Below are 22206 nucleotides of genomic sequence, written 5' to 3' on the forward strand. Positions count from 1 at the left end.
GTCCACGCGCAGCGACCAGGCCGAGGCCAGACGCAACGCCAGCAGGGCCAGCACGCCGAGCACGGCGTAAGCAAACTGCGCGCGGCGGCGCCTGGTGCGCTGATTCATGGAGTATCGCTTGGTAAAAGTACGCATTGGATCGCGCCGGCAAGATCAATGCTTCGCCGGCGGCTTACGAGTCTTGAACAATTGCCCAAGGCTGGACCTGCGCCGCGCCCGGACAGGTCGATTATCGGGCAGCGCGCGCCCTCTGAACAGTCGCGCCCCGTACGTCTGTTGCCCCCGTGTTTAGCGCCACATGCGCGCGCAGGCTTGACAAGTCGAGCCGACGCCGCTTGACTGCGGTCATGTCCAAGCGCACCGCCCCGTCCAAATCCAGCCGCAAAATCCGTGTCGCGGGCTTGCAGCACAGTGGCGTGGCGACGCTCCACAACCGCACCACCACGACCACCACGACCACCACGACCACCACGAAGACTACCGTGAACAGCGGCGGTCGCTGGTGCATGCATTGAGTTGAACTGAACCATGCCCCCGACCCCGCCGATCTGCGCAGCGGGGTTCGGCACCGCGGCGCAACGGCAGGGTCTCTGCGGAGATCCATCATGTCCTCGACGTTCCCGGCATCGCTGCCGCAAGGCAGTCCCTGCGTACACAAATTCGGCGGATCAAGCCTCGCCGATGCCGGCTGCCTGGCGCGCGTCAGCCGCATCCTCGGCGAGGCGGCCGAGCCGGCGCAGCTCATCGTGGTGTCCGCGCTGCAGGGCGTGACCAACGCGCTGGTGGCACTGACGGATAGCGTCGACGATCCCGGCACAGCGCTCGCGACCTTGCTCCAGCGCCATCTCGCGCTGGCTGCGGCGGTCGGCGACGCCGAATTGCACGCCTGGCTGGAACTGGACTTCGGCGCCTGCGCGACGCAGTGGGCGCTGGCGCGCGCCGCGGGCTGGAGCGCGGCGACGCGTGCGCAGATCCACGGTCGCGGCGAGCTGTGGAGCGCGCGCTGTCTGCAGTCGCGCCTGCGCCACGATGGCCGCGATTGCGTCTTGCTCGATGCGCGCACGGTGCTTACAGTGCGTCAGCACGATCTCGGCGCGCAGGTCGACTGGCCGCGCAGCCAGGCGGCGTGGGCGGCATGGCGCGGGCAACACGCACAGGCGCATGTCGTGGTCACCGGTTTCATCGCCCGCGACGCAGACGGCGCCGACACTACGCTCGGCCGCAACGGCAGCGATTATTCCGCGGCGATCTTCGCCGCACTGTCCGGCGCGCGCGAACTCACCCTGTGGGGCGATACCGATGGCGTGCTCAGCGCCGATCCGCGCCTGGTGGACGAAGCCGTGTCGTTGCCGCAACTCAGCTACGCCGAGGCCTGCGAGCTGGCCTATTTCGGCGCCCAGGTCATCCACCCGCAAACCATGATCCCGGCCATGCAGCGCGCGCTGCCGATCCGCATCCGCAACAGCTTCAAGCCCGCGCATCCGGGCACACGCATCGACCAGAGCAGCCAGCGCGAGGCCGCGGTCAAGGGCTTGAGCGCGATGCTCGGCATGGCGCTTGTCAATCTCGAGGGCGCCGGCATGCTCGGCGTGCCCGGCACCGCCGAGCGCGTGTTCGGCGCGCTGCGCGCAGCGGGTGTTTCGGTAAGCATGATCTCGCAAGGCTCGTCCGAGCATTCGATCTGCTGCGTGATCCGCGACGCCGACGCCGCGCGCGCGCAGCATGCACTGACACAGGCCTTCGCCGCAGAGATCGTCGCTGGCAGCATCCAGGGCGTGGCGCTGAGCCGCGACATCGGCGTGCTCGCCGCGGTCGGCGACGGCATGATCGGCCGGCCCGGCGTGGCCGCGCGCCTGCTGTCCGGCATCGCGCGCGCGCAGGTCAGCGTGCGCGCCATCGCGCAAGGCGCCAGCGAACGCAGCATCTCGGTCGCGATTGGCGCCGACGAGACCACGCGCGCGCTGCGCGCCGCGCACGCGGCGTTTCTGCTCGCGGAGCAAACCCTCAGCATCGGCATCATCGGCCCCGGACAGATCGGCGCCGCGCTGCTGGAGCAACTGCGCGCAGCGCAGCCGCGCCTGCGCCGCGCGCACCGCATCGACCTGCGCGTACGCGCCATCGCCGACAGTCGCCAGCAGTGGCTGGACGCGGGCACGGAACTGCCCGCCGACTGGCGCCTGCGCGTGCATGAAGGCGCGGCCACGGACCTTGCCGCCTTCGCCGCGCACGTGCATCCCGGCCACCTGCCGCATGCCGTGATCATCGACTGCAGCGCCAGCGATGCGCTGGCCGATGCTTACCCCGGTTGGCTGCGCGCCGGCATCCACGTGATCACCCCGAGCAAGCGCGCCGCCTCGGGACCGATCGCGCGCTGGCTGAACATTCGCGCCGCGGCGGCGGCCAGCGGCGCGCAACTGCGCTACGAAGCCAGCGTCGGCGCCGGTCTGCCGGTGCTGCAGACCCTGCGCGATCTGATCGACACCGGCGATGCGTTGCTCGCCATCGAAGGCATTCTCTCCGGCACGCTGTCGTGGCTGTTCAACCACTATGACGGCAGCCGACCGTTTTCCGCGTTGCTGCGCGAGGCGCACGCGCGGGGCTATACCGAACCCGATCCGCGCGACGATCTTGCCGGCATGGATGTGGCGCGCAAGCTGGTGATCCTCGCGCGCGAGGCCGGACTGACACTGGAAGTCGAGCAGGTCACGGTCGAAAACCTGGTGCCCGCGGCGCTGATGAACCTCGAGCGCGCGCAGTTCATGGCGCGACTCGATGAGCTCGACGCGGCCATGGCCGCGCGCCATGCGCAGGCGCAGCGCAACGGCTGCCGGCTGCGCTATCTGGCGCGCCTCGACGCGCACGGCGCGGCGACGGTGGGTTTGCTGGAGGTCGCGGAAACGCACGCCGCGGCGCACCTGCGCGCCACCGACAATCTCGTGCAGTTCAGCACGCGCCGCTACTGCGACAATCCGCTGATCGTGCAAGGCCCCGGCGCCGGACCTGAAGTGACCGCGGCCGGGGTCTTCGCCGATTTGCTGCGCGTGGCGGGCAATCTGCGGAGCAACCCATGAACGGAGCAGCCTCGATGAATACCTGGGCGCGCGCGCGCGCGCCGGCCAGCGTCGGCAACGTCGCCGCCGGCTTCGACCTGCTCGGCCACACTTTCGCCGGACCCGCCGACGAAGTTCTGGTGCGGCGCGTGCCGACGCCGGGCGTGCGCATCAACGCGATCCACGGCAGCGCCGCGCCGCTGCCGCGCGACGCCGCGCGCAATACCGCGGGCGCCGCGCTGCTGGCGCTGGGCGCGGCCTTGCACCTGGATTTCGGTTTCGAGATCGAGATCCACAAGGGCATCGCCTACGCCGCGGGTCTAGGCGGCTCGGCGGCATCGAGCGTGGCCGCCGTGGTCGCCGCCAACGCGCTGCTGCCCGCGCCACTGACGCCGCAGCGGTTGTATCCGCACGCGGTCAGCGGCGAGGCGGTCGCCAGCGGCGCGCGCCACGGCGACAACGTCGGCCCGATGCTGCTGGGCGGACTGGTGCTGGCCAGCGCCGAGCGCCTGCTGCGCGTGCCGGTGCCCAGCGGCCTGCACTGCGCGGTGGTGCATCCGCGCTGCGAACTGGAGACGCGCGCCGCGCGCGCGGTGCTGGCCGTGCCGTATGCGCTGCATGACTTCGTCGCGCAAAGCACTTATCTGGCGCTGCTGCTGGCGGCTTGTTATCGCGGCGAGATCGAGCTGCTGCGCGAGGGCCTGCACGATGTGCTGGTCGAGCCGCGTCGCGCCGCGCTGATCCCGGGCTTTGCCAGCGTGCGCGCGGCGCTGCTCGATGCCGGCGCGCTCGGCGGCAGTCTGTCCGGCGCCGGCCCCAGCGTGTTCGCCTGGTGCCGCGATGCCGCCTCGGCGCACACGGTGCTGGCGGCCATGCGCGCCGCCTTCGCCGGACACGGCATCGACAGCGAGGGCTGGGTGGCGCCGGTCGACGGCCCCTGCGCGGAGGTTGTCGAATGCGGTTCCTGAGCACGCGCGGCGCGGCGCCGGCAGCCGATCTCGTGCACGCGCTGGCGGTCGGGCTGGCGCCCGATGGCGGTCTGTATCTGCCCGAAACGCTGCCGCGCATCGACCTCGCGACGCTGGCCGCCGCGCCCACGCCGGCCGCGGTCTGCGCCGAATTGCTGCGACCCTTTTTCGCCGACAGCCCTCTCGCAACTGATCTGCCCGCGCTGTGTGGCGAAGCCTATGCGCAACCGCTGCCGCTACGCGCGCTGGCCGCTGCGGATGACTACGTGCTGGAGTTGTTTCACGGGCCGACCGCGGCGTTCAAGGACATCGGCGCGCGCTTTCTGGCCGCCGCCCTGCAGCGCTTGCGCGCACCCGGCACGCCGCCGCTGACCATTCTCGTGGCCACCTCGGGCGACACCGGCGCCGCCGTGGCCGCGGCCTTCCATCACCGCAGCGGCTTTCGCGTGGTGATCCTGTATCCGCGGGACGGCGTGTCCGCGCGTCAGGCGCACCAGCTCGGCGCCTTCGGCGACAACGTGCTCACGCTGCGCGTCGCCGGCAGCTTCGACGACTGCCAGCGCATGGCCAAGCGCGCGCTGGGCGATGCGGCGCTGCGCGCGGCGCTGCCGCTGGCTTCGGCCAACAGCATCAGTCTTGGCCGGCTGCTGCCGCAGGCCGGCTATTACGCCTGGGCCGCGCTGACGCACTGGCGCGGCACCGGCCGCGCGTTGTCCTTCATCGTGCCCACCGGCAATCTCGGCAACGCGCTGGCGGCGGTGATCGCGCGGCGCATGGGCCTGCCCATCGACCGCATCGTGTTGGCCTGCAACGCCAACGACACCCTGCCCCGGTTCTTCGCCGGCGCCGACTACCATGCGCAGCCCAGCCGGCACACGCTGGCCAACGCCATGGATGTGGGCGCGCCGAGCAATTTCGAACGTCTGCGCGCGCTGTATGCCGACGATGCAGCGCTGCGCGCGGATCTCACCGCGCACGCGGTCAGCGATGCCGACATCCGCGCCACGCTGCGCGCCGCGCATGCGCGCCACGGCCTGCTGCCTTGCCCGCATACCGCCACCGCGCTGCACGTGCTGCAACGGCTGCGCGCCACCGGTGACACGCAGCCGTTCGCGATCGTCGCCACCGCGCACGCAGCCAAGTTTGCCGAGGTCGTCGAGCCCGAGTTCGGACACGCCGTCGCCATACCCAAGCCGCTGGCCGCGCTGCTCGCGCGCCCCAGCCACAGCGAAACGCTCACCGCCGGCGACGACGCGCTACTCACGCGCTTGCGGCAGTTGCATGACATCGGCTGACTCGATACTGCTCAGCCGCGCGGTCGCACCTGACCAGCGCCGCGCACCACGTAGCGCTCGATGGTCAGCGCCTCGGCGCCCATCGGGCCGTAGGCGTGCAGGCGCGTGGTGGAAATGCCGATCTCCGCGCCCAGGCCCAGCTCGCCGCCATCATTGAAGCGCGACGAGGCATTGACCATCACCGCCGCGCTGCGCGTGCCCCGCACGAAACGCTCGGCGGCGGCGGCATCGGCCGTGGCGATGACCTCGGTGTGGTCCGAGCCGTACTGCGCGATATGCGCCAGCGCGGCTTCGAGGTCATCGACCACGCGCACGGCCAGGATCAGATCGAGAAACTCGGCGGCGTAGTCGTCGTCGCTGGCGGCGCGCACGGTGTCGGCATGGGCACGGGTGCGCGCGCAACCGCGCACTTCCACGCCATGCGCGGCAAGCGCGGTCAGTGCCGCGGGCAGGAACCGCGGCGCGATGTCGGCGTGCACCAGCAGCGTTTCGATGGCGTTGCACACGCCGGGACGCGAGGTCTTGCCATCCAGCAGCAGCGCCAGCGCCTGCGCCGGATCGGCGGCGCGGTCCACGTACAGATGACACACACCCTTGTAATGCTTGATCACCGGCACGCGCGCGTGCTCGGCGACGAAGCGGATCAGGCTCTCGCCGCCGCGCGGAATGGCCAGATCGATCAGCTCACTGAGCTGCAGCAATTCCAGCACGTGCGCGCGCGCGGGGTCGCCGATCACGCTCACCGCCGCCTCGGGCAAACCAGCCCCGCGCAATGCCGCGTGCAGGCAGGCGGCGATGGCGGCATTGCTGGCGCGCGCCTCGCTGCCACCACGCAACAACACCGCGTTGCCAGCCTTGAGGCACAGCGCGGCGGCATCGGCGGTGACATTGGGACGCGCCTCGTAGATCATCGCCACCAAACCCAGAGCAATGCGCTGGCGTTCGACAACCAGACCGTTGGGCCGCGTCTCGCGACGCGTGATCTGACCCAGCGGATCGGGCTGCGCGGCGATCGCGTTCAGCGCGCGCGCGATGGCCTCGACGCGCGCGGCATCGAGGCGCAAGCGGTCACGCGCGGCCGCAGACAATCCCGTCGCATCAGCCCGCGCAAGATCCTCGCGGTTGGCCGTCAGCACCGCCACGATACCGGCGCGCAGTCGCGCGGCCATGGCCTCGAGCAAGTCGCGTCGCGCGACGGGCGTGAGCGCGGCAATGGCCGGCTGCGCCGCGCGCGCGGCCAACGCCAGCGCGCGCACCGGAGCGGCGCTCATGGCATCGCTCCGTGCACCAGCAACACCAGATCGTCGCGATGGATCACCGCCTCGCCATAGCGAAAGCCGAGGATGCTCTCGATGTCACCGCTCTTGTGCCCGGCGATGCGCCGCAGTTCGGCGGCGTTGTACTGGGCGAGGCCGCGCGCCAGCGGCTGTGCTGCATGCGCGGAGGCACACACCTCGATCACATCACCGCGATGGAACTCGCCCGCGACCGCAACCACGCCACCGGGCAACAGCGAGGCGCCTTGCGCGCACAGCGCGGCAGCCGCACCGGCATCCACCGTCAGTTGCCCCGCCGCGGGGGCGTGCCGCAACCATTGCTTGCGCGCGCTGAGCGTGTTGTCGGCGCGCTCGATCAGCGTGCCATGCAGGTGATCCGTGCGCAGCGCCGCCACGACCTCGGCATCGCGGCCACAGAACAGCGCGGTGGCGATGCCGGCCGTGGCCGCCTTGGCCGCGGCTTCGAGCTTGGTGCGCATGCCGCCAGTGCCGATGCGCCCGGCGGCGCCGGCCGCGGCCAGCAAGTGCGGCGTGATGCGCGCGATGCGCGGCTGCGGCGTGGCCCGCGCGTCACGCGCCGGATCAGCGCTGTACAAGCCGCCGATGTCGGTGGCGATCAACAGCAGGTCGGCATCGACCAGCGAGGCTGCGGCGGCGGCGAGGTTGTCGTTGTCACCCAGCTTGAGCTCGTCCACCGCCACGGTGTCGTTTTCATTGATCAGCGGCAGCGCGCCCAAGCGCAGCAGCTCGCGCAGCGTGGCGCGCGCGTTGAGATAGCGACGGCGATCGCGCAGGTCGTCGTGGCTGAGCAGCACCTGCGCCACCGGCACGCTCAGCAACGCCTGCCAGAACCCGATCAACTGCGCCTGGCCCAGCGCAGCCAGCGCTTGACGCAACACCAGACCTTCACCCGCGGAGGCGACGCGCGCGCGCCCGGCCGCGACCGCGCCCGAGGACACCAGCACCACCTCGCGCCCGGCCGCGCGCGCGGCTTGCACGAAATGCGCGAGATCACGCGCGTGGCGCGCGTCCAGACCGCCATCGCCATCGGCAAAACCCGCGAGCAGGCTACTGCCTACTTTCAGCACGGCGCGCCGCCACGGCGGCAGCGGCTGCGCGGGAAAATCCGTCAGCGCGTCGCGCGCCACATGGCTCATGCCGCACGCTCGCAAACGCTCATCGCCGCCCCGGCATCATGCTGATCGCGTCATTCCCGCGCAGCGCCTGCCAGCGCGGAGGCTTGGCTTGGAAATCCACATCCTCGCCGTCATGCCCGCGCAGGCGGGCATCTAGAACTTCGCAGACACGGGATTCCCGCCTGCGCGGGCATGACGATGATGATGGACCCGGTTTCATGGCGCTCATCAATTGGCCAGGTGCTCGAGTCGCCGCTGCAGTTCATCCAGGCGCAGATTCGCGCTCGCGCCGGGCGAGATGCGCGCGGCGAGGCTCTGCTCGGGCGTGCGCCCGGCGCCGGCGACGTCGACGTCCTGCGCGGCCTTGCGATACGCCTCGCGGAAGGGCACGCCGGCCGCGGCCTGCTCGATGGCGAGGTCGGTGGCGTACATGGACGGCTCGATCGCCGCGCGCATGGTCGCCGCGTTCCACTGAAAACGCGCCAAGAGATCCGGCAGCAGCGCCAACGCGCCCATGCCGTGACCGAACGCGTGCAGCAGCGCACCCTTGCCGTATTGCAGATCGCGCTGATAACCGGACGGCAGCGACAGCAGTTGCTCGGTCTCGGTGCGCGCCGCCGCCACCGTGGCGTAGGTGGCGCGCATCAGCTCGACCACATCCGGGTTGCGCTTGTTGGGCATGATCGAGCTGCCGGTGGTGAACTCGGCGGGCAAGCTCACGAAACCGAACTCGGCGGTGGTGAACAGGCTCAGATCCCAGGCCAGGCGGCGCAGATCGAGCACCGCCGAAGCCAGTGCCTCGATCGCCGCCAACTCGAACTTGCCGCGCGAAAGCTGCGCATAGGTCGCCGCGACTTGCAGGCGCGCGAAGCCCAGCGCGGCGGTGCCGTGATCGCGATCCAGCGCCAGGTTGACGCCGTAGCCGGCGGCGCTGCCCAGCGGATTGGCGTCGATCCAGTCACGTGTGTGCAACGCGCGCTGCGCGTTGTCGATGAAACCCTCGGCATAACCCGCGAACCACATCGCCGTCGAGGACACCACGGCGCGCTGCAGGTGCGTGTAACCGGGCATCGGTAGCGCCTCGCGGGCGGCACGCTCAAGACAGACACCAGCAATCACGCGGCACTGCGCCACCAGCTCGCTCAGGCGATCCTTCAGCCACAGGCGCGTGGCGACGAGGATCTGGTCGTTGCGGCTGCGCCCGGTGTGCACCTTGCGCCCGGCATCACCCAAACGCTCGGTGAGACGCGCCTCGATGGCGCTGTGGCCGTCCTCGTGACGCGCATCGAGCACGAAGGCGCCGCTGCGGAAATCCGCGGCCAACGCGTCCAGCTCGCGCAGCAGCGCGACGCATTCGTCAGCACCCAGCAAACCGATGCGCGCCAAGCCCTCGACGTGCGCCTTGCTGGCGGTGATGTCGTACAGAAAAAACTCGCGGTCCAGCAACACGTCGTCGCCGGCCAGAAACCGCATGATGCGCGCGTCGATACGCACGCCATCTTTTTTCCACAACAAATCGCTCATCGTTCAATCCAGATGGCCATGAAGTTCGGTACTGCCCGAGCGAGATCCTTCGCGTCGCTCAGGATGACACCAAGGCATCGTGCCCGCGCCGCGCGCGCAGCTCACGTCTCACACCTCACCCCTCACACCTCACATCCAACGCTGCAGCCACTGCCACCGGAATCCCCTCGAACTCCGCGAATCCCAGCGCCAGATTGAGATTCTGCAGCGCCTGCGTGGCGGCGCCCTTGAGCAGATTGTCCAGCGTCGCCACCAGCACCGCGCGACGTCCATCGGCGCCCAGCGCGAAGCCGCCGATCTCGACGTGATGCTGGCCAGCGATGCGACTGACCCAGGGCGCTTCGTCCAGCACGCGCAACAGCGGCTCGTGCGCATAGCGCGCTCGATACAGCGCGCGCAGCGTTTCCACATCCGCCAACGCCCGCGCCAGCGGCACGTGCGCGGTCAGGGTGATACCGCGAAAATACGCCGCGACGTGCGGCATGAAAGCCACCGCCAGCCCCAACTGATGGCTGGTCTCGCGCTCGTGCACGTGGCCGGTGAGCTGATACGGCATCAGGTTGTCGCGCAGCTTGTCCGTGTCGTTCTTGTCCGACGGCGTGGTGCCGGTACCGGAATAGCCCGACACGCCGAAGCACACTGGCATGCCGGCCAGATACTCGCGCAGCGGCGCCAGCGCCAGTTGCATCGCTGTGGCGTAGCAGCCGGGGTTGCTGATGCGGCGCTGCCCGGCGTAGCGCGCACGGGTCAGCTCGGGCAGGCCGTAATACCAGGCATCGTCGAAGCGATGGTCGGCGCTGAGATCGACGATCACGGTCCGCGGCACCTGCGCATCGATCGCCGCGACATACGGCGCGGCCTTGCCGTTGGGCAAGGCCAGAATCACCGCGTCGGCGCCACGCGCCGCCGCCGCCGCGGCATCGAGATTTTCGTAGCGCAGCGCACCGGCGAATTGCGGCACGTGGTCGGCCACGCGCTGACCGTCCAGTTCGCGCGAGGACACGAACGCCAGCTCCAGGCGCGGATGCGCGGCGAGCAGGCGGATCAGCTCCGCCCCCGTGTAACCGCGCGCGCCGATGAGGCCGATGCGCTTGCGTGCCTGTGATGCACTCATGCTGTCGTTGCTCGTCATAACGCCCTGCACAAAACCGGTCTTTCAGTTGTCATCCCGAGCACAGCGATGGATCTCGGCGCCATGCTGACACCATGTGCTGCAAACCGCGCTGCACTGGGTAGCGCCGATCCTTCGCCATGCTCAGGATGACAGCAACACTCTCGAGTTCCGAGTCCCGGTCTAGCTTTTCAGCGTCGCCGGTCGCGTGCGGCAGTGCTCAACGCAGGCCGCGATCGCATCCCAGCCTTCGATGCCATACCAGAACGCGGTCCAGCGCGGCTCCTTGAAACAGCCATCGGCCTCGGCGAAGTAGAACTCATTGTTGACCGGATTGCCGTGGCGCGAGCGCCAGAACAGGCGCGGATTGTCGGCGCGCATCACCTGCCACGCGGCGCGGCCAAGGCCCTCGCCCTGTGCGTCCTCGGCCACCGCGAATTTGTCCAGATACGGCACGCCATTTTCCTGGGTGAGAATCAGCGCGGCGCGGTAGTTGGTGCTGAGGTAGGCGCGATACAGACGCGTGCGCTCGAAATAATCCGGCAGCAACTTGCGGCCGAAGCTGGATTCGATCAGCGCGCGCAGGCGCGGCGTGTCGATCTGGCTCCAGCGCGTCACCCGGCGCACGCGCTCGCCGCGACGCACCAGCGTGCCCGAACCGCGATGCGTGAACAGCTCCTTGGCCAGCTCGGCGGGCTTGGTGATCGAAACCGAGGAAGTCAACGGCAGGCGATCCAGCAGTGCCTTGATCTGCTCGATCTTGACGCGCATGCCCGAGTGCAGCCATGGCTGCGCCATGAGGTTGGCGTAATCGGTGCCGAGGTTGATCGAGTCGATCACGCGCCCGCCATCGTCCAGCAGCCCGCCGGTGCCGGTGAGGAAAATGATCTTGTACGGCTGCAGCGCCTGCACCAGCTCGTTGGCGGCGAAATCGGCATTGACGTTGAGGATCTGCCCGCCCGCGGTTTCGCCCAGCGAGGCGATCACCGGAATCGACTCGGCGTTGAGGCTGGCCTCGATCGGCGCCAGGTTCACGCGCGTCACCTTGCCGACCAGACCATAGCTGCGGCGGCCGAGAAAATCGGCCTCGAACACGCCGGACAGCACCGAGGTGGCGCGAGCGCCGAACTGCTGCAGTGCCTCGACCAGGCGCAGGTTCTCGCCCTGCGTCACGCGGCGCACGATGGCCAGCGCTGCCGGCGAGGTCACGCGCAAACCCTTGATGGTTTTCTTGACGATGCCGGCGGCGCCCAGCTCGACATCGAGCTGCGGCCCGGCGCCGTGCACCACGATCGGGGTCAGCCCGACCTGCTGCAGAAACGCCAGCGAGCTGGTCAGTGCCTCGAGATCGTCGCGCAGCACCGCACCGCCGACCTTGACCACGGCGAAGCGCTTGGCGTCGAGCTGGCTGAAGCGCTTGAGGTATTGCTGGATCTCCTTGGCGCTGGCCATGTTCGAGAGCAGGCGCACGATGGTCTGGCGCAGATTCTTGTGCGCGTCCATCAGGCCAGTCCTCGCTCGATGATGCGCTGTACGTGAGCGGCATAGGCCGCGAGCTGCTCCAGCGCCACCCACTCGTCGGCGCTGTGCGCCTGGGCGATGTCGCCGGGGCCGAACACGAAGCTGGTGTAACCGGCCTGCGAGAACAGCGCGGCCTCGGTCCAGAAATCCACCGCGTTGCCGACCGGCAAGCCGAGTTCATCGGCCAGGTCGCGCGCGGCCAGACGTCGCGCCTCGGCGTCAGCGATATCGCCAGCCGGCAGCGGCGCGCCGCGGAAGGTTTCCACGAACTGCGCCGGCGCCGGATCGGCCAACGCGCGCAGTTGCGCCAGGATCGCATCGCTATCCATCGATGGCAGCGGGCGCAAACCGAAGCGCAGCTCGGTGCTGGGCGCGATCACGTTGGCCTTGATGCCGCCCTCGACGCGGCCGATGTTGAAGCGCAGCCCGGTGAGCCCGGCGAAGCGCTGGTGGGCTTGCGTGTCCACCCAATCCAGCGCGCGCGATCCCCAGCGCAAGGCCTGATGCAGCGCGCTGCTGGATGCCTGTTGCACGCCCGCGGGGGGGCCGGCCACGCCGACAAAACGCATCAGCACCGAGCTGATGCCGCGATGCGCCAGCACCACCTCGCCGCGCGTGGGCTCGGCCACGATGATTGCATCAAAGCCCCTCTCCCGCCGGGGTGAGGCTCCGCGTTCATGATCTGCCGAGAGCAGATCATGCGGCGCCGAACGTCCGAGCGCTGTGCGCGAAGGCCGGGACAGGGGCTGGGGTGAGGATCGAGGTTGCTGTGCTGACGCGATGCCTTGAATGGCATCGCGTGCGGCAACTGAGGAGGAGGCAGGATGCCGACTGGTGTCCGCTCCATGGATGGAAGCTTGCGGCACACCCGTACCCTCATCCGCCCTGCGGGCACCCTCTCCCGATGGGAGAGGGGGGCAATCGCGCAGGAACGCGGGCACGCAGCGCGCATCGTTGGCTTCCTCATCGCTGCTGAACAGGAACGCGCAGGCGCCGTCGCTGTGTGCCGCCGCGGCCAGCAGCGCCGCCGCAGCGCCCTTGATGTCGCAGGCGCCGAGGCCGATGGCGCGGTCGCCGGTCACGCGCAACGCAAATGGGCTGGCGCTCCACTGCGGCGAGTCCGGCACGGTATCCAGATGCACGTTGAACAGCAGCCGCGGCGCGCCGCGCACCGCCAGCAGGCTGACCGCGCCGGCGCCATGGTCGGTCAGCGTGCAATCGAATCCCGATAGTTGCGCCTGCAGGTAGGCGAAGATGCCGCCACCGTCGATCGCGCGCGGCGGATTGCGCGTGTCGAAAGCGACCAGGGCGCGCAGGTGATCGAGGGTGGCGTCCAGCAAGGCCGGGACCCGGGCCCCGGGACCCGGGACCTGGGGGCAGGTATCGCTAGCGGATGGCTTGCGCATGTCAGTCATCTCGATCAGGCCGCGAGGCTGCGCAAGCAGGAGCACAAGGCAGCACCACGCACTCGCTTCATGCCTTTCCCCGGATCCCGGGTCCCGGGTCCCGGGTCCCGGTTTTCCCGGCTTTCCCGATCTCTCCGGCTTCCCGATTCGCTTCCGCCCACAGCGTGCTGCTCATGCCGTACAGGCGGATGAAACCCTCGGCTTCGGCCACGCCCCAGTCGGCCGATTGCGCGTAGGTGGCGCCCTTGGCGTTGAGCAGGTGCGGCGAGTGCACCGCCACCGCCTGCACGCTGCCGCCGTGGGTTTCCAGCACGACCTCGCCGTTGACCATGCGCTGGCTGCTGGCCAGAAACGCCTCCAGGTCGGTCTTCAGCGGATCGTGGAAGAAGCCCTCGTACACCAGCTCCACCCACTTGCGCGCGGCTTCGGGCTTGAAGCGGTTTTGCGCCTTGCTCAGCACGGCCTCTTCCAGCGCGCGGTGCGCGGCCAGCAGCGCGGTCAGCCCCGGCGCCTCGAACACGATGCGGCCCTTGAGGCCGATGGTGGTGTCGCCGGTGTACAGGCCACGGCCCACGCCGTAGGCCGCAAACAGCCTGTTGAGCCTGGCCAGCAGCGTGTGGCCAGGCATGACCTCGCCATCGAGCGCCACCGCCTCGCCATGGACGAAACGCAGCGTCGCGCGCAGCGGTTGCGTCGGCCACTCGGCGCGCGGCGCGCACCAGCCGCGCGCTTCCGCGCCCGGCGCTTCCCAGCGGTCGATCTCGGCGCCGGACATGGTCAGGCCGAGCAGGTTCTCGTTGATGGTGTACTGCTTCTGCCTGGCGCGCACGCCGAAGCCACGCTGCTCCAGATACGCCTGCTCATACGCGCGCGTCTGCGTGTGCTCCTTCTGGATTTCACGAATCGGCGCCACGATGGCCAGATCGGACAGCGCCTTCACCGTCAGATCGAAGCGCACTTGATCGTTGCCCATGCCGGTGCAGCCGTGCGCGATCGCGCGCGCGCCCAACTCCCGCGCGCGACGCAACGTCGCGGCGACAATCAGATAGCGATCGGATACCAGCAGCGGGTACTGACCTTGATAGCCTTCGCCGGCCCACACGAAGGGTTTGACGAAGCCTTCCCAGATCGCCGGCCCGCCGTCGATGGTGACGTGGCTGGCCACGCCCAGCTCCCGCGCGCGCGCCTCGATGGTGGCGCGCTCGGCGGCATCCACGCCGCCGGTATCGGCGAACACGGTATGCACCGCATAGCCCTGCTCGCGCAGATACGGCACGCAGAAACTGGTGTCGAGACCACCGGAAAAGGCGAGGACGATGTCTTGGCTCATGGCTGTTGAAATCCTGCGGGGAAAATGAAGCGTCAAACGGGGGCAACCACGATGCGCGGGTGGCAGCGCACCGGGAAATTCACGGAGTTGGCGATGAAGCAGGCCTTGTGGGCCGCCACATGGATAGCTTCGGCTGCGACGGGGTCGCTGTCGGCCGTGATGACGACCTCCGGCCGCAGCACGGCTGTGGTGAAACGGCCGCCGCTGGCATCGGCGACCATGCTGCCTTCGGCGCAATCCAGATAGGCGGTGACCACCACGCTAGCGTCGGCGGCGAGGTGCAGATACCAAAGCATATGGCAGGCCGAGAGCGCAGCCAGCAGCAGATCCTCCGGGTTGTGCCTGCCGGCGTCGCCGCGGAAGGCGGCGTCGGAAGAACCGGCGAGCACGGGCTTGCCGACGATGCGGATCTCATGCTCGCGCCCGTAGCCCCGGTAGCCACGCGTGCCCTCGCCGCGATTGCCGGTCCAGATCACATCGACCCGATAGCAGCGCTGTTCATGGGCCATCGCGGGATTCCTCGGCGCGGACCATCAGGTCCGCCAGCTCGGCATCGCCGGGCGCGGCGCGGCGCCGCAGACCCTCGACGACGCCGGCGCGGTTGGCCGCGGGATGGTTCTGGCTCAATTTGAACTTGCCGCTGATTCCAGTGATGGCGATTTCCAGGCCGACAATGGCGCGCAGCGAGGTCTCGATGTGATCTGGCGGCGCGTCGCCCACATGCCATGGCTGCGGCAGGCCGGCCTCGTGACGATCGGTGAGGCACTCGAGAAACGCGCGCAGCCATTGCGCGTCATCGATCACGCGCAGGCGGCCACGCACCTCGACCACGACGTAATTCCAGGTCGGCACCTCACGCCCGGTGGCGTGCTTGCTCGGGTACCAGTTGGGGCTGACGTAACCTTGCGGGCCGTGGAACAACAGCAGTACCTCGGCGCCATCCGCATGCGCCAGTTCGTTGCCGCGCGCAACATGGCCGCGCAGCCGCCGCGGCCCGTCCAACTCGAACGGCACCAGGTTGGCCACGATCCCGTCCGCACCGCTGAGCAACACGGTGGCCAGCGGGTAGGCGCGCAGCAACGCATCGAGGACTTCGCGCCGGGTCTCGGCGAATGATTGCGGCAGGTACATGCGGACGCTCCGCTCAAGCCTGCGCGATCAACGTGGCCATCACCGCTTTCTGCACGTGCAGTCGATTCTCGGCCTCGTCGATAGCCATGCAGTACGGCGCGTCCAGCACCGCATCGGTGGCCTTGACGTTGCGCCGCAGCGGCAGGCAGTGGCTGAACAGGCCGTGGTCGGTCAGCGCCATCTTGGCTTCATCGACGATGAAGTGCCGGTGCGCGTCGCGGATGGGCTTTTCCTGCTCCCAGCGCCCGAAATACGGCAACGCGCCCCAGCTCTTGGCATACACCACTTGCGCACCGCGATACGCCGATTCGATGTCGTGCGAAACCCGCAGTGCGCCGCCATTGTCCTGCGCGTTGCGGCGCGCGGCCTCCATGTAGCGCGCATCCAGCACGTACTCGGGCGTGGGGCACAACAGGGTCACGTCCATGCCCATGCGTGTGGCGATCAGCAGCGCCGAGTTGGCCACCGCGGTGTTCAGCGCCCTGGGGTGGTAGGTCCAGGTGAGCACGTACTTGCGCCCGCGCAGTTCACCCAGGCGCTCGCGCATGGCCATCGCATGCGCCAGTTCCTGGCAGGGATGCGTGATCGTCTCCATGTTGATCACCGGCACGCTGGCGTAATGGGCGAAGCCTTGCAGCACGCGGTCCTGGCGGTCCACGTTCCAGTCCTGGAATTTCGGAAACGCGCGCACGCCGATCAGGTCCACATAGCGGCTGAGCACGCGCGCGACCTCGGCGATGTGCTCCTCGGTCTCGCCGTCCATCACCGTGCCCACGTCGAACTCGATCGGCCAGGCGTCGCGTCCGGGGCTGAGCACCACGGCGCAACCGCCAAGCTGCTGCGCGCCCAGTTCGAAGCTGGTGCGCGTGCGCATCGAGTTGTTGAAAAACAGCAGCGCGATCGACTTGCCGTGCAATTCGTGGCCCAGACGCTGGCGCTTGAAGGCCTCGGCCTGCAGCAGCAGGTCATCGAGTTCCTCGCGGCTCCAGTCCTGGGTGCTCAGAAAATGGCGCAGGCTCATGGCGTTGCCTCGGTGGGTGCCGGCGTGACCGGCGCGAGTGGAAGGGAATCGGCGTCCTGCCGGAATTCATGCGGCGGTGAAACGCAAAAGCCCGGCGCGGGGCCGGGCTTGATGATGCTTGCGTCGTGTGGCAACGCGGGCACTAGCCGGCCGGGAATGCGGATTCCGGTCGGCGCGCGCGCGAGGTCATGCCAGCCGCCATGCGGGCGCTGGTCAGGACATCGGCGGTGCGTGCATGCGAGGACATGGGCTTGAGCGTGGGGCGACTGGGCGGATCATGGCACGGCACGATTGTGCCCCGCAACACGCGCGCTGCGCGACGTGTTGTCCCGTTTACTCGGCGGGGTTGATGCTGATGCGGATACGCAGGCGATCGCCCGGATCGTAGTTCAGGCGCGACACGTACACGTCGCCGTGGTAGCGGTATTCGACGGTGTAGCCGGCAATGCGACGCTGCTCGGACACGCGCTCGCCGACCTGCTCGCAGTGCGTCTGATCGACCGTGCGTTCACCGGAACTGGCGTTGTTGCCAACCAGGCCGCCGACCACCGCGCCACCGATGGTGGCCGCGGCATTGCCGCGCCCCTGCCCAATCTGGTGGCCCAGCGCGCCGCCGATGACGGCGCCCAACAAGGTACCGGCCGTGCTGCCACCGCTCTGCTGCACGACTTGCTGCTGGTAGCAACGCTGCTGCGGGTAGCTGTTCTGCACCACGTCGTAGATCGGGTCGACGCGCAGCACGTCGGCCCATGCGTAATGCACGTTGCCGCGCTCGGGTAGCTGCGCATCGCGGTAATAGCCACCATTCTGGGCGAAGGCCGTGGTCGTCAGCAGACTGAGCAGAAGAGCCGGAAGCATTGATTTGCGCATGACAACCTCTCGGGGCATCGGGCTACTGTTGCAGCCTCTGTTGGTGGATTTAAGCAAAGTGCGGCTGAATCGCGGCATAAAGGAACACCGCTGATAAACTCGAAAACCCCGGACTTTCACGCGTTCCATGGCCTTGCAACTGCACAACAGTCTGACGCGCCGCGTCGAGGACTTCGTCCCGCTTGATCCGCAGCGGGTGACGCTGTACGTCTGCGGGCCGACGGTCTACCACTACATCCACATCGGCAACGCACGCCCGGCGGTGGTGTTCGACCTGCTGGCGCGACTGCTGCGCCGTCACTACCCGCGGGTGGTCTACGCCCGCAACATCACCGACGTCGACGACAAGATCAACGCCGCCGCGCAGGCCGCCGGGGCGCCGATCGCGACGATCACCGACCGCTACGTCGCCGCCTACCGCGAGGACATCGCGCGTCTGGGCGTGGCCAAGCCGGACGTCGAGCCCTGCGCGACCGCGCACATCGACGCCATCGTGGCGATGTGCCGGAAGCTGATTGCCTCCGGCCACGCCTACGCCGCCGCGGACCATGTGTTGTTCAACGTGGACAGCTTCGCCGACTACGGCAAGCTGTCCGGCCGCAGCATTGACGAGATGATCGCCGGCGCGCGCGTCGAGGTGGCGCCGTACAAGCGCAACCCCGCCGATTTCGTGCTGTGGAAGCCGTCCGCGCCGGAACTGCCCGGCTGGGACAGCCCTTGGGGCCGCGGCCGTCCGGGCTGGCACATCGAGTGCTCGGCGATGGCCGAAGCGCATCTCGGCGAGACCATCGACATCCACGCCGGCGGCATCGACCTGCAGTTTCCGCACCACGAGAACGAGATCGCGCAGAGCACCTGCGCGCATCCCGACCCGGAGCATCCCGGCAAAGGCAAGCCCTTGGCGCGCTACTGGCTGCACAACGGCATGCTCACCCTCGACGGACGCAAGATGTCCAAGTCGCTGGGCAACGTGCTGGTGCTGCACGAGTTGCTGGAAAAGCATCCGCCCGAGGTACTGCGCTTCGTGCTGCTCAAGGCGCACTACCGGCAGCCGCTGGACTGGTCCGACGCCGCCGTGCAGCAGGCGCGCGCCACGCTGGACGGCTGGTATGGGCTGCTGCGGGATCTGGGCGACGCCGAAGTCGAGCTATTCGACGACAAGCATCTCGCGTGGGGGAATGACGGCCCGCTTCACCCTCTTCAAGCTGCGCTCTGCGACGACCTCAACACGCCCGAAGCATTCGTAGCCATGGCTAACTTGGCCTTTCATGCGCGGCGGGCCATCACCGGCCCACCGGCAATGCGAAAGGATGCAAAGTCTCTGCTACTCAATGGCGGCCGTCTGCTCGGGTTCCTGCATGAAGACCCCGAAGCCTGGTTCAAGCAAACTGCGCCGGGCAGCACGCTGGATGCGGCGCGCATCGAGGCGCTGATCGCACAACGCAACACCGCCCGCGCCGCGCGCGACTTTGCCCGCGCCGATGCCGTGCGCAGCGAGTTGGCCGCGCTGGGCATCGCCATCGAGGACGGCCCGCAAGGCACGCGCTGGAAAGTGGCCGCGTCCTGATTTCCTTGCTCGGAACCCCCACCCATCATGACATCGACGACACCGCCCACCCCGCAAGAATCCACCGCCATCGCCGCCGCGCAGGCCATCGTCGAGGAGTTCGCCCTGTTCGGCGACTGGTCCGAGCGCTATCAGTACCTGATCGACCTCGGCAAGAAACTGCCGGACCTGCCTGCGGAGCTGAAGACCGAGGAGCACCGCGTGCAGGGCTGCCAGTCGCTGGTGTGGATGCAGGGCCACGGCGATGCCACGCGCCTGGACTTTGAGGCGATCAGCGATTCCGCCATCGTTTCCGGCCTGATCGCGCTGCTGCTGCGCGTGTATTCGGGGCGCACCGCGCGCGAGATCATGGACACCGAACCCGAGTTCATCCGCGCGATCGGTCTGGCCAAGGCGCTGTCACCCACGCGCGCCAATGGCCTGGCGGCGATGCTGAAGAAAATCCGCGAGCAGGCCGCGGCGCAATTGCAATCGAATTGACAGAGCCCCGCACACACCCACATCGCCATGCGCGCGCGCACATGCATCCACGACCACGCGATGACCTTCATGCCCGCGCAGGCGGGTACCCATCCGCGCGGCACATCATCCCACCTCCGTCATCCACTGGATTGCCAGCTTGGCTGTTGTGAAGCACTTCCCGGTTCGCGCAAGCGCGTCCGCGGATGACGATGCGGCGTAATCGGTCACCACGGGCTCGCCACGAGTCACGCATCACAAGTCCCGGGTATTGGCGGTGCCGTCCGCGCCTCGACGCCCCATCACGGCGCGCTGACAGGATCGCAAAGCGAGGGCATGCAAACGCATGCCATCATGCGCCGCCCGCATCGAGGAGCGCCCATGTCCAGCCTGCCGCCCGAAAAGCCGCTGATCCCCGAACGCTGGTGGGCGCCGCTGGGCCTGCTCACGGTGCTGCTGATCGCGCTGTGGGCCTACTGGCCGGGCCTCAAGGGGCCGTTTCTGTTCGATGACTTCGGCACCCTGCCCGCGCTGGGCGAATTCGGCCCGGTGCATACCTGGGCCATTTTCTGGCGCTATCTCACCTCCGGCGGCGGCGATCCCACCGGGCGGCCGATCGCCTTGCTGAGTTTTCTCATCGACGCGCGCAACTGGCCGGCCGCGCCGTGGGCGTTCAAGTTCACCAACCTGCTGCTGCAACTGATCAACGGCATGCTGCTGGCGGCGCTGCTGTGGAACCTGGGTCGCGTGATCGAGCCGCAGGGCACGCGCGCGGTGCGTGCCGCGGTGCTGGGCGCGGCGCTGTGGCTGCTGCATCCGCTGCTGGTTTCGACCACGTTGTACGTGGTGCAGCGCGAGGCCATGCTGGCGGCGTTTTTCGTGCTGCTGGGCCTGCTGGCCTACACGCGCGGGCGGCGTCTGATGCTCGCCGGGCACAACAAACGCGGCATCGCCTGGGCACTGCTCGGGCTGGTGGGCTGCACGTTTCTGGCGACGTTTTCCAAGGCCAACGGCGCGCTGCTGCCGGCGCTGGTGCTGGTGCTGGAAGCGACCCTGTTCACCCGCGCGCCGATGATCGGCACGCAACGCCGCGACTGGCGCCTGATGCTGTGGATTTTCGCGGCGCTGCCGGCGCTGCTGCTGCTGGCTTATCTGCTGTGGACCGGCGTGCAGGCCACCTTGCATCACCCCGAGGTGCGCCGCTGGACCGAGCCGCAACGCCTGCTCACCGAGCCGCGCGTACTGTGGGATTACCTCAAGCTGCTGTGGCTGCCGCGGCCGTTCACCAGCGGGCTGTTCAACGATGCCTTCGTGGTCTCGCGCAGCCTGTGGCATCCGGTCGACACGCTGCCCGCGCTGCTCGGCATCATCGCGCTGATCGTGCTCGGCTGGCGCTGGCGCATCACCCATCCGCTGCTGGCGCTGGCCATCCTGTTCTACTTCACCGGCATGGCCATGGAATCGACCACGATTCCGCTGGAGTTGTACTTCGAACACCGCAACTATCTGCCGGCGCTGCCGATGTTCTGGCCGTTGGCGTGGTGGCTGAGCGATCTGCGCCGCCTGCGCGGCTTCAAGGCCACGTTGACCCTGGCGCTGCCGGTGCTGCTGGCGCTGCTGACCCTGCAGCGCGCCACGCTGTGGGGCCACGCCGATCAGCAGGCCATGCTGTGGGCGCAAATCAATCCCGCGTCCGCGCGCGCGCAGGCTTACGCCGCGCAGTTCGAGGCCGGCAACGGCCAGCCCGTGGATGCGCGGCGGCGTCTGCTGCCGCTGCTGGCCGCGCATCCCGATCAAGTGCAACTGGCGTTCAACCTGCTCAACGTGCAGTGCCAACTGGGCGGCGTGACCGCAGCCGCCGCGCAGAGCGCGCGTACGGCGATGGCCACCATGCGCAATCCCGGCACGCTGCTGACCAGTTGGTTCGGACGTGCGCTGGGCGTGGCGCAAGCCGGGCACTGTCCGGGATTCGATCTGCCGCTGCTGCAAAGCCTGGTCGATGCGGGCCTGGGCAATGCGCGGCTGCGCAGCAACCATGGACGCCAGCAGGACCTGTATTACATCGATGGCCAGATCGCGCTGGCGCGCGGTGCCGCCGCCGCGGCGCAGGGCGATTTCGAGCGTGCGTTGGGCTTCGACGTGCGCCCCGGCTTCGCCGCCGAGGCCGCCGCGCAACTGGGCTCGGCGGGTCACCCACGCCGCGCGCTGGCGCTGCTCGATCGCTACCAACAAGTCGCCGCGCAAGCGCCTGCACCCGGCCTCGGCATGGGCATGATCCACGCCTGGGTGCTGCGCGAGCAGGACTACTGGCCGCGCGAACTCGAGCATCTGCGCGCGGCGCTTGCAGCCGCTACCGCACGGCCCGATGTCCATGTGCATTCAACCCAATGAGATTCATCGATCGAACCGTCAGGTCGTTTTGGCTCGTCATCCCCGCGCAAGTTGGCTCGTCATCCCCGCGCAGGCGGGGATCCAGAACGTGAAATCGTGCGGCGAAGTCACTGGATCCCCGCCTGCGCGGGGATGACGAAAGGCAGGGG

General features: G+C 68.8%; 18 protein-coding genes. 7 read left to right on the plus strand and 11 right to left on the minus strand.

Annotated elements, in window-relative coordinates:
- Positions 1–347 precede the first annotated feature (347 nt).
- The 4 genes from ACYDAT_RS04750 (at position 348) to thrC (ending at position 5313) form a co-directional block, all read left to right on the plus strand.
- Positions 348–515: a hypothetical protein gene (locus ACYDAT_RS04750; protein ID WP_461441115.1), complete on the plus strand. Its 168-nt coding sequence runs from the start codon at positions 348–350 to the stop codon at positions 513–515.
- 90 nt (positions 516–605) lie between these two features.
- Positions 606–3071, plus strand: a complete 2466-nt coding sequence (gene thrA / locus ACYDAT_RS04755) for a bifunctional aspartate kinase/homoserine dehydrogenase I (protein ID WP_461448702.1) — start codon at positions 606–608, stop codon at positions 3069–3071.
- Positions 3068–4018, plus strand: a complete 951-nt coding sequence (locus ACYDAT_RS04760; protein WP_461439838.1) for a homoserine kinase — start codon at positions 3068–3070, stop codon at positions 4016–4018. The genes thrA and ACYDAT_RS04760 overlap by 4 nt, the downstream gene beginning before the upstream one ends.
- Positions 4006–5313: a threonine synthase gene (thrC, locus tag ACYDAT_RS04765; protein WP_461448704.1), complete on the plus strand. Its 1308-nt coding sequence runs from the start codon at positions 4006–4008 to the stop codon at positions 5311–5313. Before ACYDAT_RS04760 ends, thrC begins: the two co-directional genes overlap by 13 nt.
- Positions 5314–5324: 11 nt before the next feature.
- On the opposite strand, the gene ACYDAT_RS04770 is transcribed toward thrC, so the two are convergent.
- The 11 genes from ACYDAT_RS04770 to ACYDAT_RS04820 form a co-directional block, all read right to left on the minus strand.
- Positions 5325–6584 carry a glutamate-5-semialdehyde dehydrogenase gene (locus tag ACYDAT_RS04770; protein WP_461448706.1) on the minus strand — a complete coding sequence of 420 codons (1260 nt, stop codon included), beginning with the start codon at positions 6582–6584 and terminating at the stop codon, positions 5325–5327.
- Positions 6581–7747 (minus strand): glutamate 5-kinase, encoded by a 1167-nt coding sequence (gene proB, locus ACYDAT_RS04775; RefSeq protein WP_461448708.1) that lies wholly within the window; start codon positions 7745–7747, stop codon positions 6581–6583. Before proB ends, ACYDAT_RS04770 begins: the two co-directional genes overlap by 4 nt.
- A gap of 207 nt (positions 7748–7954) precedes the next feature.
- The gene (locus ACYDAT_RS04780; protein ID WP_461448710.1) at positions 7955–9250 is read right to left on the minus strand and encodes an argininosuccinate lyase; all 1296 of its coding nucleotides are present in this window, start codon (positions 9248–9250) and stop codon (positions 7955–7957) included.
- Positions 9251–9365: 115 nt separating this feature from the next.
- Entirely contained in the window at positions 9366–10364 is a 999-nt protein-coding gene (argC, locus tag ACYDAT_RS04785; protein WP_461448712.1) for an N-acetyl-gamma-glutamyl-phosphate reductase, read from the minus strand.
- Positions 10365–10544: 180 nt separating this feature from the next.
- The gene (locus ACYDAT_RS04790; RefSeq protein WP_461440426.1) at positions 10545–11864 is read right to left on the minus strand and encodes an acetylglutamate kinase; all 1320 of its coding nucleotides are present in this window, start codon (positions 11862–11864) and stop codon (positions 10545–10547) included.
- Complete coding sequence (locus tag ACYDAT_RS04795) at positions 11864–13222, minus strand: M20/M25/M40 family metallo-hydrolase (protein WP_461448714.1); 1359 nt, start codon at positions 13220–13222, stop codon at positions 11864–11866. Before ACYDAT_RS04795 ends, ACYDAT_RS04790 begins: the two co-directional genes overlap by 1 nt.
- Before the next feature lie 133 nt (positions 13223–13355).
- A complete protein-coding gene (locus ACYDAT_RS04800; RefSeq protein ID WP_461448716.1) occupies positions 13356–14618 on the minus strand; it encodes an argininosuccinate synthase in 1263 nt (420 codons plus the stop codon).
- Positions 14619–14650: 32 nt separating this feature from the next.
- The gene (locus ACYDAT_RS04805) at positions 14651–15127 is read right to left on the minus strand and encodes an OsmC family protein (protein ID WP_461448718.1); all 477 of its coding nucleotides are present in this window, start codon (positions 15125–15127) and stop codon (positions 14651–14653) included.
- Positions 15117–15749: an FMN-binding negative transcriptional regulator gene (locus ACYDAT_RS04810; RefSeq protein WP_461448720.1), complete on the minus strand. Its 633-nt coding sequence runs from the start codon at positions 15747–15749 to the stop codon at positions 15117–15119. Before ACYDAT_RS04810 ends, ACYDAT_RS04805 begins: the two co-directional genes overlap by 11 nt.
- 13 nt (positions 15750–15762) lie before the next feature.
- A complete protein-coding gene (locus ACYDAT_RS04815; protein WP_461448722.1) occupies positions 15763–16770 on the minus strand; it encodes an N-acetylornithine carbamoyltransferase in 1008 nt (335 codons plus the stop codon).
- A gap of 333 nt (positions 16771–17103) precedes the next feature.
- Positions 17104–17628: a glycine zipper 2TM domain-containing protein gene (locus ACYDAT_RS04820; RefSeq protein ID WP_461448724.1), complete on the minus strand. Its 525-nt coding sequence runs from the start codon at positions 17626–17628 to the stop codon at positions 17104–17106.
- 139 nt (positions 17629–17767) lie between these two features.
- Here ACYDAT_RS04820 and cysS point away from each other — a divergent pair, with 139 nt between their 5' ends.
- From cysS to ACYDAT_RS04835, 3 genes are all read left to right on the plus strand, one after another.
- Entirely contained in the window at positions 17768–19207 is a 1440-nt protein-coding gene (cysS, locus tag ACYDAT_RS04825) for a cysteine--tRNA ligase (protein WP_461448726.1), read from the plus strand.
- A gap of 27 nt (positions 19208–19234) precedes the next feature.
- Complete coding sequence (locus ACYDAT_RS04830; RefSeq protein WP_461440518.1) at positions 19235–19687, plus strand: SufE family protein; 453 nt, start codon at positions 19235–19237, stop codon at positions 19685–19687.
- Positions 19688–20047: 360 nt separating this feature from the next.
- Positions 20048–22057 carry a tetratricopeptide repeat protein gene (locus tag ACYDAT_RS04835; protein ID WP_461448728.1) on the plus strand — a complete coding sequence of 670 codons (2010 nt, stop codon included), beginning with the start codon at positions 20048–20050 and terminating at the stop codon, positions 22055–22057.
- Positions 22058–22206: the final 149 nt, after the last annotated feature.

The organism is Metallibacterium sp. (genome assembly GCF_054637675.1).

Excerpts from the sequence above, each read along its gene's own strand:
- ACYDAT_RS04830 (WP_461440518.1), top strand. The coding sequence starts at position 19,235 with ATGACATCGACGACACCGCCCACCCCGCAAGAATCCACCGCCATCGCC.
- thrC (WP_461448704.1), top strand. The coding sequence starts at position 4,006 with ATGCGGTTCCTGAGCACGCGCGGCGCGGCGCCGGCAGCCGATCTCGTG.
- ACYDAT_RS04835 (WP_461448728.1), top strand. The coding sequence starts at position 20,048 with ATGTCCAGCCTGCCGCCCGAAAAGCCGCTGATCCCCGAACGCTGGTGG.
- thrA (WP_461448702.1), top strand. The coding sequence starts at position 606 with ATGTCCTCGACGTTCCCGGCATCGCTGCCGCAAGGCAGTCCCTGCGTA.
- ACYDAT_RS04790 (WP_461440426.1), bottom strand. The coding sequence starts at position 11,864 with ATGGACGCGCACAAGAATCTGCGCCAGACCATCGTGCGCCTGCTCTCG.
- ACYDAT_RS04820 (WP_461448724.1), bottom strand. The coding sequence starts at position 17,628 with ATGCTTCCGGCTCTTCTGCTCAGTCTGCTGACGACCACGGCCTTCGCC.
- ACYDAT_RS04780 (WP_461448710.1), bottom strand. The coding sequence starts at position 9,250 with ATGAGCGATTTGTTGTGGAAAAAAGATGGCGTGCGTATCGACGCGCGC.
- ACYDAT_RS04800 (WP_461448716.1), bottom strand. The coding sequence starts at position 14,618 with ATGAGCCAAGACATCGTCCTCGCCTTTTCCGGTGGTCTCGACACCAGT.
- proB (WP_461448708.1), bottom strand. The coding sequence starts at position 7,747 with ATGAGCCATGTGGCGCGCGACGCGCTGACGGATTTTCCCGCGCAGCCG.
- cysS (WP_461448726.1), top strand. The coding sequence starts at position 17,768 with ATGGCCTTGCAACTGCACAACAGTCTGACGCGCCGCGTCGAGGACTTC.
- ACYDAT_RS04805 (WP_461448718.1), bottom strand. The coding sequence starts at position 15,127 with ATGGCCCATGAACAGCGCTGCTATCGGGTCGATGTGATCTGGACCGGC.
- ACYDAT_RS04750 (WP_461441115.1), top strand. The coding sequence starts at position 348 with ATGTCCAAGCGCACCGCCCCGTCCAAATCCAGCCGCAAAATCCGTGTC.
- ACYDAT_RS04815 (WP_461448722.1), bottom strand. The coding sequence starts at position 16,770 with ATGAGCCTGCGCCATTTTCTGAGCACCCAGGACTGGAGCCGCGAGGAA.
- ACYDAT_RS04770 (WP_461448706.1), bottom strand. The coding sequence starts at position 6,584 with ATGAGCGCCGCTCCGGTGCGCGCGCTGGCGTTGGCCGCGCGCGCGGCG.
- argC (WP_461448712.1), bottom strand. The coding sequence starts at position 10,364 with ATGAGTGCATCACAGGCACGCAAGCGCATCGGCCTCATCGGCGCGCGC.
- ACYDAT_RS04760 (WP_461439838.1), top strand. The coding sequence starts at position 3,068 with ATGAACGGAGCAGCCTCGATGAATACCTGGGCGCGCGCGCGCGCGCCG.
- ACYDAT_RS04810 (WP_461448720.1), bottom strand. The coding sequence starts at position 15,749 with ATGTACCTGCCGCAATCATTCGCCGAGACCCGGCGCGAAGTCCTCGAT.